Origin of the sequence: Staphylococcus kloosii, assembly GCF_003019255.1 — a bacterium.
GTDB classification, from domain to species: Bacteria; Bacillota; Bacilli; order Staphylococcales; family Staphylococcaceae; genus Staphylococcus; species Staphylococcus kloosii.
Window position 1 is genome coordinate 402,520 of the sequence record NZ_CP027846.1, and the last position, 16,803, is coordinate 419,322.

Consider the following 16,803-nt stretch of genomic DNA (forward strand, 5'->3'; position numbering starts at 1 on the left):
AATATTTAAGCTAATATTTTAAATGCCTAAATAAATTAACTAAATAAACTAATCATCATTAAGTTGAAATATTTTATAACCACTATATCTTCTTATCTTTTCCAGAAATATAGCCGAATATGGAAACAAGTATGCCTACTAACAGTAACAAGATTATTGAGAAGTTCCAATTGCCCGTTTGTTGGGAAATGATTCCTAATAATAATGGGCCTGAAGCGGCTAAAATATAACCTATGGATTGAGCCATGCCTGATAAATCTGATGACTTTTTAACGGATGCTGTTTTTAACACAAAGAACATCATTGCTAAACTATATGTCGCGCCGGTACCAAGTCCGATTAAGATTAGAAATACAATAATCCAATGATTGTTAAGGAATAACACCCCTAGTAAGCCAACGACAAGAAATAATCCAGAAGTTAATGTTAAAAAGCTTTGTTTCTGCATTTTACTCGTGATAATTGGAATGATAAAGTTTATGGGTAACATGGCTAGCTGAAAAATAGTCATGTACCAACCTGCTTGATTGCCGTTAAAGCCTTTAGTTTCTAAAATCTGTGGCAACCACGCAAACAGGCTATATGGAATCAATGATTGTAACCCCATATAAAGCGTAATAGCCCAAGCAAATTTAGATTTCCAGACGGTAGTCTCGATATCATTATGAACATTCCCCAAAGTAAGGTTTTCTTTAATTTTCAATTGGGGAAACCTTAGGAAAAACGCTACTATTGCTAACACTGGAAATATAACCCAAAGTTGCATAGCAAACTTCCAATCGAATGTTCCGGAATTGGCTACCGATGAAGTTAGGCCGGAAGACAGTGCGCTAATTAAATTCATTGTAATTGAGTAAAGGCCGACGACAAAACCGGTATTTTTTGTAAAAGTGGATTTAATTAAACTTGGCGTTAATACATTACCTGCAGAAATCGCTATACCAACGACTAACGTCCCTAGAATTAAAACGGAACTATCGCCAAAAACCCTAAAAATCACACCAAACGATAGGATGAACATTGATACTAACAATGTCACTTCAATACCTAATTTAGCTGCAATCTTAGGCACAAGTGGTGAGAATAACCCAAATGCAATCAATGGTAAAGTATTCATAAATCCTATTGCTGTATTGGACATGGCTAAATCACTTTTAATGTGAGCTACTAATGGTCCAACAGAAGCTATCGGCGAGCGTAACGTTGCTCCTACTAATAATATAGCTATAAGTAACACATATAAGTAATAAGTCTTTTTAGTATCTAAATTCACGCACAACACCTCTTTTAGACCAATTATTAATCTTAGTAATTGGTATCCTATAAGTTCTCAAAATTCATCTAATTTAAAAAGTTTCATCAACAGAGCTAAGCTTAAGAAGCTTTTTTCAATGATAGGGCCAAAATTAAAATAATAATCAGTATAATACCTACTAATTGCAGTGGTAAGAATTCAACTTTCAACCAAACTGCACTCGCTACTATGGCCATCACTGGCTCGATTGTTCCGTATAAAGTAGTTTCTTTGGCAGTTAAATAAGTTAAACTTTTAATAAAGAAAAAGAATGCGATTGCCGTGCCACCAATAATACCAAATATTAAATATGCGGTAGTGGATATAGTTAATGATGCAAAATTAAAGTGCCATATGGATGCCTTAAAGTTCATCACGACACCTGAAATTAGCATCGCCCAACCAACGACTAAGACGGATTGGAATCTTACTAATAATTGATTGGCATAAATCGTATAAAATGTAAGTGATAATCCGGAAATAATACCCCAAATTACACTTGGCGGCGCCACTAATAATTTATTGAAAGAGCCATTTGTTAATAATAAAAATGTACCTGATAGTGTTAAAACAATAGCAACTAAATCAAATAGTTTAAATTTTTCTTTGCGTCGAATGACATACCATAAAATAATATAAACTGGCGCTATGTATTGCAATAACGTAGCTATAGCGGCATTACCATAATTAATAGAAGCCATGTAAGAATATTGCACAAGCAACATCCCGAATATTGAAAAAATAACTAATTGAATAATTGTATGGACATTAGTAAAAATAGCAAATATGGATTTTTGCCTATTCATTATTTTAAATAAAGCTAAAAGGGCGAGACCACTTATAATGAGTCGTGCCGTAACATACCAATTTATGTCGATATTTCTTTGTTGAAATAAGAAATCTGATACTGTACCGCCTAATCCCCAAAGAGAAGCCCCGACAATAGCTAAGAAGATTCCCTGTAAACGTTGATTTGAATTATTTGTCATGTTATCACCTTAAAAATATTAATATATTGTAATTATAGCGTGCATAAAACTGCTATAATATATAAAAATAGTTTAAAAATATCAAAATATTGAGGTGTTCAGCTTTGTATAACGAAATGATTTTAGGAGAATCTAATGAAGAGCTTATACAATATCCGGATAAACAATGGAAACATTTTATTTTACATACTGTACTCAATAAAACGCTTTTCGGCTATATCCCTTTGCATTGGCATCATGCGCTGCAATTTTTGTACGTTATCAAAGGTGGCGTAGATGTAGTTATTGCCGATAAATCAATAAGAATAAAGCAGGGTGACGGGATTTTTATTAATTCGAACGTGGTGCATGAAATTAAAGAGCATATAGAAGATACGGAGTTTTATTGTTGGAATATCGAATTACCTGAAGTAAGTCATAATATGGAATTCGATTACGTGATGTCTATTACTAATTTTGTGACGAAGTTACCTTATATTTATTTATCTGCGGATGACAAAGATGGGGTGAAATTACTAGAAATAATTAATGAAGCGGGCCAAATTTATGAGCGACAACCTACTTATTATAAATTAGATATTACGATTAGGTATTATGAGACACTTAAATGGTTAATGAGTGCATTGCAACAAAACCATGATCATATCGAATATTATTTCGATACGCGTGTAAAGTTGTTAATAGAATATCTTCATAATCATGCGCATACTAAAATAACTTTGAAAACGCTAAGTCATTTAATTCATATGAGTAAGTCAGAAACGATTAAATTATTTAAGCAACATGTGAATCAGACGCCATTTCAATATTTAACTAATGTTAGATTAGAGCGAAGCATTAATATGTTATATGGTCAACAAACTTATACAGTAACTGAAATTGCAATGGCTTGCGGTTTTTCAACGACAAGTTATTTTATACAAATATTTAAAAATAAATACGGCATGACGCCGAAACAAATGCAAAAAAATGTTGGTTTACAATATTAAAAATTGTAGTAAGTGCTATTAGTTATAATATGGCTTCAATGTTTGCCGTTTAAAGACACTAGTCGCACCAATATTTTATGCTGTTAAAAATATATATCAAAGTGCAATATATATGTTGGAAAAATTAGAAAATTAAGAATTCAACTTATTTTAAATTTAATTGTGAAATACCCTTTAGACTTTTTGAGTTAACTGGCATAATAGAAACGTTGACTAAAAGTTGAAGGGAGTATGAATAAGTATGGAAAATAGCAAAAACTACAATCTTATCACTACAATTATGTTTATTTCAGGCATCATAGTGATGGGTAGCTTATACACCGCTTTACCGCTAACAGCCGCTTTTGCCAATGACTTTCATGTTCCTAAAGAGGTTGCGACATTGAATGGTGTTGTTTTTTCAATAACTTATTCATTAAGCTGTTTATTTTACGGCACAATTTCTGAAAAATTTGGCCGTATTAAAACTATATTGGTAGGTATTAGTGGCCTAGTGATTATTTGTTTAATAATTGGCTTTGTTCACTCATTTACTTTACTCATTATTATGAGAGCTATACAAGGTGTTTTTGCCGCAGCATTTTCTCCAGTTGCTATAACATATACGACTGAAACCTATCCACCTGTAAAACGTATTACTGCTATAAGTTTTATTAGTACGAGTTTTATGCTTTCGGGTGTCTTGGGGCAAAATTTAAGTGAAATCATTGTTAGCCAACTCAATTGGCATTGGGTGTATTTTATTTTAACAATGTTATATCTAGTTCTCGTGATACTTATATATAAATTTGTGCCAGAAAGTCCTTATCAAAATCCACAGTTACAATTAAGTAAATTCTTTAGTAATTTTAAAGATTTTAGTAATAATTTAAACGTGTTATATTGTCTATTTATTTCATTAACTTTGTTAATTATGTTTATTAGTATGTATACAATTTTGAATTCATATATTACTTCCGAACAAATTGGCGGTAATATGTCTACTGCCTCACTCATAAAAGTATTTGGCGTTATTGGAATGTTCTTATCGTTATTAGCAGGACGCATAAGCGGACGCTTAGGATTAAAACGTACGTTGACATTAGCCCTTCTAACGTGTGTCGTATCATTAGTTTTAATGGGAACTTTCCACAATGTGATTATGATTACTATATTTAGTGTGACTTTTGTAGCAGGCATAGCCTTTTCAATTCCTACTGTTATTTCTAAAGTAGGGCTAATTGTTAAAACTAACCATGGTTTTTTTCTATCTGTTAATACAGTAATACTATTTTTAGGTACTGCAATCGCTCCTATATTAATGATTTATGTAGCTCGATTATCTAGTTATTTCGTAGAGTTTCTAGTTATAGCGCTTATAGGAATGGTATCTGTCATAATTTCGATATTTATGCCAAGTGATCATCAAAAAAGCAATTAAAAAAGTAAATATAGATCACAATTATTAAAATTATAGCCTTTAAATGAATTCTAATTGGAAATCATTTAAAGGCTATTTTTAATCTTTTATTAGTCATCGTTTTTAGAAATAATAACACCTAAGTCATTATTGCTATTATTAAATTGGTCACAAAGTGCTAACCAACTTGCAGATTCTATATTAAGCACGTAGCGGAAGTAAGCCCATGTAGCATATTGAATTAATTCAACTCTTTGAGGGTTGTCATCTGTTGTTTCTTTCACATCATAACCAGGTATACCTCCGAGTGAATGTTCTGCATCGTATAAATTCAACAAGCTTTTGCTTCCAGGGCTTTTATAATATGGCTCAGTCATCCATTCAGGTCCTTCAACAGTTAGTGGTGAATGGTCTGCGTCACCTGCAATAATAAGTGTAGGCTTATTCATATACTTGAAGTTAGGATTTAAGAAAGAAAAATTATCGACGGCAAATTGAGTTAACTTGTCGCCACCTTCACCGGCCGTAGCAAGAAGAACGCCTCCTTGCACTCTTGAATCTGATAAATCTTCACTTGCATAGGTCACTGGATCCATTACTTGTAGGCCAAGTAAATTTCCCGCAGTTTGTCCACCGAATGAATGGCCTGCTGTCACAATGCGATGATAATCTATGCGCCCTTGCAATCCAGGAACGAGAGATTCAATATAATCGAGATTATCGAGTATATGTTTCATGTCATCTACTCTAATACGCCATAAAGATTGCATTCTTGGATCGTCATCACTTAGATGAATCCTCTTAGAATCTAGAAAAGTAGGTTGAATCACGAAGAAACCATGAGCTGCCCAAAAGTCTGCTAAAGGTTCATAACCATCCTGAGAAGAACCAAAGCCATGTGCGAAAAGAATAACAGGCAAATCCTCTCCAGTTGATGGCGCAGAAACTTTTATAGATAAATCTTGTCCTCGCTCTGGTCTAGATAACATTATATACTTCATTGAAATAATCGGTTGTGCTTCATTTAGCTTAACGTCTAACATAATTAACAAAACTTCCTTTCCTATCTTTTAATATAGCTACATAGTAATATACTGCCGTTCACTTTACGTAATTGTTAGGTGGATATTTATAAAGACATTTTGAAACTATGATTATGTCATTTATTAAATAATTGAAGTAACTACAACAAAAGTCCGTTCACTATAATAAGTAAGCTACATTTTAAATCTTTCAAACTTACAATTAAAGATTATTGCTTTGAAATTCTCATAAGTTCATTTGGTTGATTAATCGTGCGCGATTGATTAAAGTTGAACTAGAAGAGGAGGGGTTATTTTGATTGATGAAGAAATGAAATTGGCTAATCAGTTATGTTTTTCTGCTTACAATGTTAATAGATTATTTAGCAAATTTTATGAACAACAATTAAAAAAATTTGGTTTAACATTTTCTCAATACCTTGTTTTACTGACGTTGTGGGAGGAAAATGCTCAAACTCTGTGGGCCATTGGTAAAAAATTAGATCTAGCGAGTAACACTTTAACGCCATTACTAAAGAGATTAGAACAAACTGGCTGGATTCAAAGAACTAGAGCTGAAAATGATAAACGACAACTTATTGTAACTTTAACTACGAAAGGTATAGACCAGCAAGAAGAAGTGCATAAAGCTATTTCTAAATGTATTTCTTCACAATTTGACGTAGATGAATATATAAAAGCTAAAAATATTATGGATAATTTAGAAGAAACGTTGAAAACTATTACAAAGGATGATTCAAATGAAAAAATATGATGTCGTATTTTTAGGTAGTGGGCATGCTGCTTGGCATAGCGCATTAACTTTAAACCAAGCAGGTAAATCAGTAGCTATCGTTGAAAAAGATCGTATAGCAGGTACATGTACGAATTATGGTTGTAATGCCAAAATCTTATTAGAAAATCCGTATGAAGTGTTAGAACAAGCTTCACACTATCCCAACATAATTAATACTGAAGCATTATCAGTGAATTGGGAAAACCTTATGTCTTATAAACATAAAATCATTGACCCTATGGCAAATACTTTGAAAGGTTTATTTGAACAACAAGGTATAGATATTATTGAAGGGGCAGGAAGATTAGTAGATGAGCATCATCTCGTAGTAAACGGTGAACAATATTATTGCGAAAACATAGTTATTGCGACAGGTCAACACAGCAATAAGTTAGATATTGAAGGATCTGAACATACGCATGATAGTAGAGATTTCTTATCATTAGATCAAATGCCAAATAGTATCACATTTATAGGTGTAGGCATTATTAGTATTGAATTTGCTAGTATAACTATTAAATCTGGCGTAGAAACGCATATGATTCATGTTGACGATGAGCCGCTCAAAGGTTTTTATTCAGCACATGTTGCTAAATTAATGGATAAATTGTCAGCAGAAGGCGTTCAATTCCATATGAATGAAAATACTACTGCGATTAAAGAGCAAGATGACCGTTATACAGTAGCAACAGAATCAGGATTAGAGATTACCACTGACTATGTGCTAGACGCTACTGGACGTAGACCAAATGTACACGGTATTGGTCTTGAAGAAGCGGGTGTTAATTTTACTACTCGAGGCGTACAAGTAGATGAATATTTACGTACAAATATCCCTAATATTTATGCTAGTGGTGATGTATTAGATAAAGCAATCCCTAAATTAACACCTACTGCAACATTTGAATCGAACTATATCGCTGCACATATTTTAGGTATGAATGACAATCCTATTAGTTATCCCGCAATACCTTCAGTCTTATATACGCTACCAAGATTGAGTAATATTGGGGTTTCTATAGATGAAGCGAACAAGAGCGACGATTATAAAGTGAAAGATATTCCTTTTGGTAAACAAATGGTGTTTGAATATAAAAATGAAACTGAAGCGGAAATGACTATCGTGTTGAATAGTAATAAACAGTTAGTAGGAGCTGCAATTTATGCCGATGATGCACCGGATTTAGTCAATTTACTCACTTTCATTGTGAATCAAAAATTGACGGCTCAAGATTTAAATCAAATGATTTTTGCATTCCCTGGTTCATCTAGTGGTGTGATAGATCAATTGAAATTAGCAATGTTATAAAAGGAGCGCTATATAATGACTAATAATATTTATGATATACAAGTTGCTAACAAAGATGGTAGCACTTATTATTTAAATGACTATAAAGGTAAGGTAATAATAGTTGTAAATACTGCTACAAAATGTGGATTGAGTGGCCAATTTGAAGAATTAGAAGAGCTTTATCAAAAATATAAAGATCAAGGACTTATTATTCTAGGATTTCCGTGTAATCAATTTGCCAATCAAGAACCTGGTACAGACGACCAAATCGCAGAAACATGCAAAATTAACTTTGGTGTAACTTTCCCAATACATGCTAAAATTGACGTAAATGGTAAAGACGAAAGTCCATTATTTACACTACTAAAAAATGAAGCATCAAGTTTATATGGTAAAAAAATTAAATGGAACTTTACGAAATTTGTTATCGATCGAGAAGGTAATGTAGTAAAAAGGCTTGCCCCTAAAGATAGTCCTAAAAAGGCTGAAAAATTAATTCAAGATTTATTGTAAATAGTCGTTTGACAAGATAAAAGGCATAGTAGCAAAGGAGTTATGCGATGTGGACAAATTAATTTTAGTCAGCTACGGCCAATTTTGCAATGGAATTAAAGATAGTTTAGAAATGATACTCGGACCATAACCACAAGTTTTCACTGTGCCATTACTAGAAGAAGAAGGCGAAGCTGACATCAAACAAAAGTATAACGATATAGTAAATAAAGATGATAACATAACAGTCTTTGTAGATTTACTGGGTGGGACGCCGTCAAATGTAATGTCTCAATTGCTTAAGGAAGGACAAAACTTTAAATTATATACAGGGATGAACCTACCAATGGTCATTAGTTATATAAGCAGTATTTTGCATGGACAACCGAAAGACTTTCATGTTAGAGCAAGAGAAGGCATCGTATATGTTAATGACATGCTCAATCATATCGATGATGAAGACGAGTAAACTAGAATAAGTAGCAGTTGAAATTTTTAAATGAGTAGAAATAGTTAGTTGGTTATTATTACCAAAATAGTGGCCAGCCTTAATTGAGAGGCTGGCTACTTATAGTTTATTAAATATAATTAATTATAAATTAACGATAAATATTTAATAATTATGTTAGTGTAATAATATAACTATTGATTTAGACATAAATTAAATTTACAATAATAAATAAGAGATATATTTTTTTGAGCACAAATAACAACGTTGTTATTTATATAAGTGATTAAAACTTTATTATGCATCAATAGTTAGTTATTGGCGAAGATTAAATGGAGGGGATTATATGGCCAAATTTTTAAGTATTTTTGTAAGCGCATTCATTATTTGGGGTATGTTTAGTTTTGCGTTTAACTCACAGATCAAAGCACAAGAAAAACCAAAGGAGATAGTTTTAGCTCATAATCAACCAACAGAGCATCCTGTACATAAGTCGCTTGAAATCTTTAAAAAGGAATTGGAAAAAAAATCTCATGGTCAAATTAAAGTGAAAATATACCCTAATGGCCAATTGGGTAGTGAGCGTGAAGCAATAGAAATGACACAAACAAATGCTATACAAATGACCAAAGTATCTGCGGGTGCACTTGAAAGTTTTTCACCTTCGTATTCTTTATTTAACGCACCATATTTATTTAATTCACAAGACAATTATCGTCATTTAATGAAAGAGAAAAAAGTCCAAAATGCATTTTTCCATAGTACTTTTGATAATGGATTTTTAGGAATTACATATTATGATGCCGGCGCTCGTAATATTTATACCAAAGACAAAGCTATCAAAAATAGTAAAGATTTAAAAGGAGTTAAAACACGCGTTCAACCAAGTAAAACGAGCGTTAAGCTAATTAAATCATTAGGCGGTACACCAACGCCTATGGATTTTGGTGAGGTATACACTGCGATGCAGTCCGGTGTTATAGATGCTGCTGAAAACAATGAAACAGCACTCACAACCAATAATCATGGTGAGATAGCGAAAAACTATTCTTATACAGAACATGCTTACGTTCCCGATGTCTTAATTATGAATAAGGATACTTACAATGATCTTACAAAGCAACAGCAAAAATGGCTTGCTGAAGCGGCGGCTGATTCAACTAAAAAGCATGAAGTTTTATGGGACAAAGAAGTTAAACATGCAAAGGAAGTTGCTAAAAAAGATATGGGTGTGAAATTCCATAAAGTAGATAAATCATCGTTCAAAAATGCATCCAAACCGTTACGTAAAGAGTTTGCTAAAGATCCAAAAACTAAAAAATATTATGACTTAATTCAAAAGGAGGAAAAGAAATATGAAAAAAGTAAAACAAAGCATTGATAAAGTATTACTTACATTAGCTGGTATTGCATTATTTATAATGGTTTTATTGTCTATTTATCAAGTGGTCTCACGTTTTATTTTTAATACACCAAGTACAGTTAGTGAAGAAATTGTACGATTTCTTTTGATTTGGTTTGCGCTGCTTAGTGCTAGTTATGTTTTCGGAGTTAAAAAACATATTGCCATTTTATTTTTTAGAGAAATTTTATCTGAAAAAGTACAGTTAATAATGGAAAAAATCACTGATATTTTAATTATAATTATTGCGCTAGTATTGATGATTTACGGCGGTTATGAAGTAGTAAAACTGACGTGGACACAATACGCACCATCTACAGGGTTGTCGATGGCAAGTATGTATGGCGCACTCCCAGTATCTGGAATATTTATAATTTTTTATTCTATCTACAACTTATTGGATAAAAGCGAATTAGATAATATGGATGATGGGGGGACTACATCATGACGCTAGTGGCAGGTTTAGTATTATTTATTAGTTTCTTTGTATTTTTATTTTATGGATTGCCGATAGCTATTTCTATTATTTTAAGTTCTATAATTACATTATTATTGATATTACCTTTTGATGTAACCATTGCGACAGCAGCACAACGTATGGTTACAGGGATAGATGATTTTACAATGTTAGCAATTCCATTGTTTGTGTTAGCTGGCATCATTATGAATAATGGTGGTATAGCATTTAGATTAGTTAACTTTGCAAAAGTCTTGGTAGGACGATTGCCTGGTTCGCTGGCACATACAAACACTGTTGGGAACATGTTATTCGGTTCAATATCTGGTTCAAGTGTTGCCGCTGCGGCTGCCATGGGTCGTATTATGGGGCCTATGGAAAAGGCACAAGGCTATAAAAAAGAATATTCTGCAGCTGCAAATATTGCTTCTGCACCATCAGGTTTATTAATACCTCCAAGTTCTTTACTAATAGTGTATTCTCTAGTTAGTGGTGGGACATCTATAGCGGCACTATTTATTGCAGGATATATTCCAGGTATTTTATGGGGCATTTGCTGTATGATTGTTGCATTTTTTATGGCTAAAAAACATGGCTATAAAGGATCTGAAAAGATTGCATGGAAAGATAAAATATTTTTATTTTTAGATGCTATTCCAAGCTTATTACTAATTGTCATAGTAATAGGTGGGATTGTAGTTGGAGTGTTTACAGCAACAGAAGGAGCAGCAGTAGCTGTATTATATGCAACAGTATTGTCGCTCATTTATAAAAGTTTAAAAATTAAAAATATACCAAGTATAATTAAAGAAACTGCAGAAATTACAGGGATGATTTTATTTTTAATTACTGCTTCGGCATTATTTTCACTCGTTATGAGTTATACAGGTTTACCTGAAGCAATATCTAAAAGTATTATTTCGTTAACTGATAATCCAATTCTATTATTATTATTAATGAACGTCATTTTATTAATAATTGGAACTTTTATGGATATTACGCCAGCAGTATTAATTTTTACTCCGATTTTTTTACCAATATCTGAAGCTATAGGCTTAGATCCTATTCATTTTGGAATTATTATAGCCTTTAACTTATGTATAGGTAATATTACGCCACCAGTGGGAAGTGCGTTGTTTGTGGGGGCTAGTGTTGGAGAAGTCAGGGTAGAATCAGTATTTAAATATTTATTACCTTATTTTGCTATACTTATCATTTTATTACTTGTTATTACCTTTATACCGCAATTATCATTATTTTTACCAAAATTATTAGGATTATAATAAAAAAACATACTAAGATTAGCTATGAAGAAATCTATGACTATAGATTTCTTCATAGCTATTTTTTATAATTATAGAGAGAAGTAGTCTGGGGCTTAATATTGTCTTCAGGCTCAATTTTTATATGAGCAGTAGATGACTGAATTGAAAATGCGCTTGTATCAAGATTTTTCCAACTCTAGTCATCTTTAACGGGGCGGGACTACAAAATCTTCTTATAAAAATAAGATTTTTGTCCCGCCCCCATTGTTTAATTAAAAGACATTAGTTCTTCATGCTCTAATTTATCGTCATACATAGGTATTTGGCTATTTTTTTGAATGAAGATAGGGATAGTGTCAAGTTCAATATCTAAGGAGATATATTGACCACCTTCATATCGTTCTTTAGTAAAGAAATTAACCCAACCTTTATTGTTTTGTGGTAAGTAGATGGTTTTAGAAGATTGTCCCGGTTCTACTACTGGTGAAACTAACATCTCCGCACCTAACATCCATGTGTCGTAATCTTCTAAAGTCTGAGTGTCTCGTTCAAACTCTAAAAACGTTGGTCGTACAATAGGAGTAAAATCATGATGACTCTCTTGTTGTAATTGGTTAAAATAAGGAATTAACTGCTCATGAAGATGCATTGCTACTTTAACTTCTTCGAGCACTTCAGGATGCATCCAAGGTTCATTTACCGTTTGATCGCTATTCCAAGAATGTATTGAAAAACGAGGATAAAATATACCATTTTGTACCCAACGTAAAAATAGTTCAGGATCAGGTTTGGGTCCGGAAAAGCCTCCGATATCATGACCAAAGTTATGTACTCCCGATAAGCTTAATCCTTGAGCCATATAATTATTATATTTTAAAGATTCCCAGCTTGTATTGTTATCACCGGTCCAAGTTTGCACGTATTTAGACATACCTGCGCAACCGGAACGACTAATGATATAAGGAGTAGTGGTGTCAGTTTCTTTAATTTGAATCTCCCTAGATGCCTTAGACATTAATAATGGCATGATCGCTCTATAGTCATTGAAGTTAGTATGACCGCTATTAAATCCATGAACTTGCGCGTGTGAATCCCAAATTTCAAATTCATTATTGTCATTCCACGTGCAATGAATGTGGTTGTCGATTAATTTTGTTTTGATTTGATGTTGCCACCATGCAATCGTTTGAGGATTAGTGAAGTCTAAGTAATAGCCTTCATCATCCCAAAATTGAATTTTAAGAGGGTCGCCATGTTCATCTTTTATAAATCCGTCAAACTCTAAGACTTCGTCAAGTAGGGGATGATTTAACATAAGTGATGGCTTAATGTTTGCTACCACTTCCACCTTATTATCGGTAAATGCCTTACCAAATGCTTGAGGATTAGGAAACTTATCATAATTCCAATTAAAGACATACCGCTTATCGTCTATGGATGTATAGCCTGATGATAAATGAAATGAACGTACATTAATATCGTGTTTTTTACAATCATTTAGAAAGTGAGATAAACGTGCCTGAGAATGTGGTTCGTCAGTATACTGCATCGTTGAACCTGAGTATGAAGCGCTCCAGCTAGGAAAAACAGTTGGGCGACCTGTTATTTGACTGAACTTTTGTGTTACGTCCTTTATAGTAGAGCCACCTATAACATAATAGTCTAAGAAAGTTGCTTCCGTTTCATAATAACGATAATAGCCATGATAATTGTCTAGCTCTTTCCCTAAATCAAATGTTGAGCGTTGATAATCATCGTAATAAAGACCATAAGTCATTTCATTTGATGGCTTATAAGTAATATAAAAAGGAATATGTTTATATAAAGGGTCAGTATTTTTGGCGCTATAACCCATAGCGTCAATATTTAACATGCGATAGCGTTCGCCGTGTTTATTTACTGTGCCCGACTTTTCACCTAGGCCAAAGTATTTTTCATCTATTTCTCTGGAAATATAATGGCATGTAGGATGGTTATCGGAAATGTCGAAATGATAAGCTTGAGTTTGACGATCATTAAATAAAGGTTGGAATATATCCTTAGCATCTTTTTGAAACCAATAAAATTTCAAACGTTGTTTATTTATTACTAATTTTAATTGAGTTGTTTTAATAGTTATGTCATCGTCGTTTTCATCGACAGTAAATTTGGATAATGCAAAACCGTGTGTATGATATCTTGATAGACCTTCGTATGGTAAAACAGTGTCATAAGGCGTAATAGTATAAGTAGGTAGTGAAATGTGTGCAGTTTTACTTACTTTTACGTTGATTAAAGTTTCTTCTAATACACGAATAGTATAAAAAATTTCTTTAACAGGATGTTTAATTTCGAGTGTATGATCATTAATTACTTGCGCAAATTTATGTGTCATTTGAACCCCTCCTATAAAATGAAAACGTTGTTATTCTATAGCATATAGTTTTATTTATAGAAATGCAAAGTTATTAAATATTGATTTTAATAATATAAAAACTATTTTTATCAATAAATTAACGTAAGATTAAGATCTAACATTTCAGGGCATAATAAAAGTGGCTTAAATAATGAAGAAGTACAGAATTAAGTATTTAGTCAAAAATCACAGTATTTTAATTAAAGTTGCTCATTATCGACATAATGGGATAATGTAACTTTTACTTAATAAGACACTTCATAATGTGTCAATAACTTAACATTAATAAAACAGCGGAAGAGAGTGGGTTAATTACTTTAACCATTGCAACTTGTGCTTTTAAATTGATATAGCCTATTAAATGATGCATGACATCATACTTTAAAAAACTTAGGAGTGTTTAATTATGAGTGACAATATTCAAGATAAAGTTGTAGTCATTACTGGTGCTTCAAGCGGTATTGGAGAAGCAACGGCGAAACTGTTACATGAAAAAGGAGCTAAATTAGTTTTAGGTGCAAGAAGAACTGAAAAGCTGGAACAACTTAAAAATAATTTAAACAACAACGTAGCTATTCAAGCTACAGACGTGACTAAACCAGATGAAGTTAATAGCCTTGTACAACTTGCCTTAGATGAATATGGCAAAGTAGATGTATTATTGAATAATGCCGGACTTATGCCACAGTCCTTCTTAGGTGACAATAAGGTCGATGAATGGAATCAAACAATAGATGTGAATTTAAAAGGTGTCTTATATGGTATTGGTGCAGTAGTACCATCTATGAGAGCTCAAAAATCAGGCCATATTATTAATGTTGCTTCTATAGCCGGACACAAAGTTAATCCTGGTGGTGCAGTCTACTGTGCTACTAAATTCGGCGTACGTGCCTTAACTGAAGCGTTAAGACAAGAAGAAGCTTCAGTTGGTAGTAACATTAGAACAACAATTATATCTCCGGGAGCAATAGATACAGAATTACTAGATTCTATTACTGATGATAAATTAAAAGAAGGCATGGAGTCAGTTTATAAAGATGCCATTAAACCGGAAGAAATTGCGCAATCGATTGTAGGCGCAATAGATACTGACGATAATACGTCAATTAATGAAGTTGTTATCAGACCTACACATCAAATTCCATAAATAATAAATATTGCGATAAAATCGCATATCAATTAGTAAAGCTGAGACGACTAGGACAATCCTACTCGCCTCAGCTTTTGCTATATTATAAAAAAATAAATGCGATGGGTGTCACAATAATTAAACTTAGGACTGTTCTCTCAAACCAAATGACAATTAAATCTCTTATACGTATTGGTATATCGGTAGAAAGCATACTTGGAACGCTTGCTGAAAAGAATATAATCGTTGAGACAGACGTCACGGCGATGATAAATTTAGTGATTAAAGGTGCTTGAACTACAATTAAAGAAGGTAAAAACATTTCTGTTATTCCGATAGCCGAACTCTTAGCGGCTAAAAATGCCTCCGGAATATGTAATAACCACGTTAAAGGATAAAAAATATAGGCTATATAATCAAAGATAACCGTATATTGTGCGAGCAATAAGCAAATTAAACCTATAGATAAAATTGTAGGCAAAATACTCATAGTCATAAATAAACTTTCTTTTAAATTTAACCAAATATTTTTAACTACATTTGGAGATGCTTCAACAGCTTCCATAGCTTTTGACCAAGCGAAACGCAATTTCTCCATGCCTTTTAAATGACTCGTATCATCTTCTTCATAAGGTTGATCATAATAGCTGTCGTCCATGTTACGTATTGGCCAAATTCTCACCGTACATGCCGTTACGGCTGCAGTCACGATAAGTGTTGTCCAAAAATATAAGTTCCAAATGGTCATTAAGTTTAAAGTCTTAGCAATAACAATCATGAAGGCAACAGTCACAGTAGAAAAGCCCGTCGCAATAATGACAGCTTGCTTGTGCGTAAATTTTCCCTCTTTGTATTCCTTATTTGTTATTAATAAACCCACAGCGAAACTTGCCACAAAAGAAGCCAAAGCGTTGACCGCAGAGCGACCTGGCGTTTTCCAAATTGGATGCATAACTTTTTGAGCATAAACCCCAACAAATTCTAGTAATCCATATCCTACTAGCAAAGCAAGTACCGCGCCCCCAGCAGGCACCGTTATGCCTACAGGAATCACTAAAAAGTTGAACACATATTGCCCGGTTTTGTCATTAAGCAACCAAGAAGGACCGATGTTGAATATAATCATAATACCTATAATTAATCCTAAAACCTTGAACATGCTAAAAATAATGTCGACGGTACTTCGCTTCCATGTCCCTTTAATGAAAGGATAAATAGCACCTGCAATGATAATGAGCATAATAAAAATCTTTGTTAACAATGGTAAGGTTTGACTTATCCATGTGACGAAATGATCTAATAAAATAGAAGAAGTATTGTTAATAGTTATTGGCACGAAAAAAATAATAATACCAATAAGGCTATATACAAAAAACTTAACCCCATTAAAGAAATTGTTGCTATTAGATTGAGACTTTTCGGCAACTTTAGACAT

At 32.9% G+C, this 16,803-nt stretch carries 15 protein-coding genes; 10 read left to right on the forward strand and 5 right to left on the reverse strand.

The window, feature by feature from the left end; translation table 11 throughout:
• Positions 1-82: 82 nt before the first annotated feature.
• Entirely contained in the window at positions 83-1,273 is a 1,191-nt protein-coding gene (locus tag C7J89_RS02015) for a CynX/NimT family MFS transporter (protein ID WP_103295373.1), read from the reverse strand.
• Positions 1,274-1,374: 101 nt separating this feature from the next.
• Positions 1,375-2,283, reverse strand: a complete 909-nt coding sequence (locus tag C7J89_RS02020; protein ID WP_103295374.1) for a DMT family transporter — start codon at positions 2,281-2,283, stop codon at positions 1,375-1,377.
• A gap of 104 nt (positions 2,284-2,387) precedes the next feature.
• Here C7J89_RS02020 and C7J89_RS02025 point away from each other — a divergent pair, with 104 nt between their 5' ends.
• A complete protein-coding gene (locus C7J89_RS02025; RefSeq protein ID WP_103295375.1) occupies positions 2,388-3,272 on the forward strand; it encodes an AraC family transcriptional regulator in 885 nt (294 codons plus the stop codon).
• Between the two features lie 241 nt (positions 3,273-3,513).
• Positions 3,514-4,692, forward strand: a complete 1,179-nt coding sequence (locus C7J89_RS02030) for an MFS transporter (protein ID WP_103295376.1) — start codon at positions 3,514-3,516, stop codon at positions 4,690-4,692.
• 89 nt (positions 4,693-4,781) lie between these two features.
• Here the strand turns inward: C7J89_RS02030 and C7J89_RS02035 are convergent, their stop codons facing one another.
• A complete protein-coding gene (locus C7J89_RS02035) occupies positions 4,782-5,714 on the reverse strand; it encodes an alpha/beta hydrolase family protein (protein ID WP_103295377.1) in 933 nt (310 codons plus the stop codon).
• 295 nt (positions 5,715-6,009) lie between these two features.
• Between C7J89_RS02035 and C7J89_RS02040 the strand changes: the two genes are divergently transcribed.
• The 7 genes from C7J89_RS02040 (at position 6,010) to C7J89_RS02070 (ending at position 11,862) form a co-directional block, all read left to right on the forward strand.
• Positions 6,010-6,468, forward strand: coding sequence for a MarR family winged helix-turn-helix transcriptional regulator (locus tag C7J89_RS02040; protein ID WP_103295378.1), 459 nt, complete (start codon positions 6,010-6,012; stop codon positions 6,466-6,468).
• Positions 6,455-7,798 carry a dihydrolipoyl dehydrogenase family protein gene (locus tag C7J89_RS02045; protein WP_103295379.1) on the forward strand — a complete coding sequence of 448 codons (1,344 nt, stop codon included), beginning with the start codon at positions 6,455-6,457 and terminating at the stop codon, positions 7,796-7,798. The genes C7J89_RS02040 and C7J89_RS02045 overlap by 14 nt, the downstream gene beginning before the upstream one ends.
• A gap of 15 nt (positions 7,799-7,813) precedes the next feature.
• Positions 7,814-8,293 (forward strand): glutathione peroxidase, encoded by a 480-nt coding sequence (locus tag C7J89_RS02050; RefSeq protein WP_103295380.1) that lies wholly within the window; start codon positions 7,814-7,816, stop codon positions 8,291-8,293.
• Positions 8,294-8,438: 145 nt separating this feature from the next.
• Positions 8,439-8,741, forward strand: a complete 303-nt coding sequence (locus tag C7J89_RS02055) for a PTS sugar transporter subunit IIA (RefSeq protein ID WP_233432440.1) — start codon at positions 8,439-8,441, stop codon at positions 8,739-8,741.
• A 325-nt stretch (positions 8,742-9,066) separates the two neighbouring features.
• Entirely contained in the window at positions 9,067-10,101 is a 1,035-nt protein-coding gene (locus C7J89_RS02060) for a TRAP transporter substrate-binding protein (protein WP_103295381.1), read from the forward strand.
• Positions 10,076-10,570 (forward strand): TRAP transporter small permease, encoded by a 495-nt coding sequence (locus C7J89_RS02065; RefSeq protein ID WP_103295382.1) that lies wholly within the window; start codon positions 10,076-10,078, stop codon positions 10,568-10,570. Before C7J89_RS02060 ends, C7J89_RS02065 begins: the two co-directional genes overlap by 26 nt.
• Positions 10,567-11,862, forward strand: a complete 1,296-nt coding sequence (locus C7J89_RS02070) for a TRAP transporter large permease (RefSeq protein WP_061854007.1) — start codon at positions 10,567-10,569, stop codon at positions 11,860-11,862. The genes C7J89_RS02065 and C7J89_RS02070 overlap by 4 nt, the downstream gene beginning before the upstream one ends.
• 250 nt (positions 11,863-12,112) lie before the next feature.
• Here C7J89_RS02070 and C7J89_RS02075 read toward each other — a convergent pair whose 3' ends face one another.
• Complete coding sequence (locus C7J89_RS02075) at positions 12,113-14,218, reverse strand: glycoside hydrolase family 31 protein (protein ID WP_106884381.1); 2,106 nt, start codon at positions 14,216-14,218, stop codon at positions 12,113-12,115.
• Between the two features lie 427 nt (positions 14,219-14,645).
• On the opposite strand from C7J89_RS02075, the gene C7J89_RS02080 reads away from it, so the two are divergent.
• Positions 14,646-15,386 (forward strand): SDR family oxidoreductase, encoded by a 741-nt coding sequence (locus C7J89_RS02080; protein ID WP_061854005.1) that lies wholly within the window; start codon positions 14,646-14,648, stop codon positions 15,384-15,386.
• Between the two features lie 85 nt (positions 15,387-15,471).
• Here the strand turns inward: C7J89_RS02080 and C7J89_RS02085 are convergent, their stop codons facing one another.
• Entirely contained in the window at positions 15,472-16,803 is a 1,332-nt protein-coding gene (locus tag C7J89_RS02085; RefSeq protein WP_103295327.1) for a YjiH family protein, read from the reverse strand.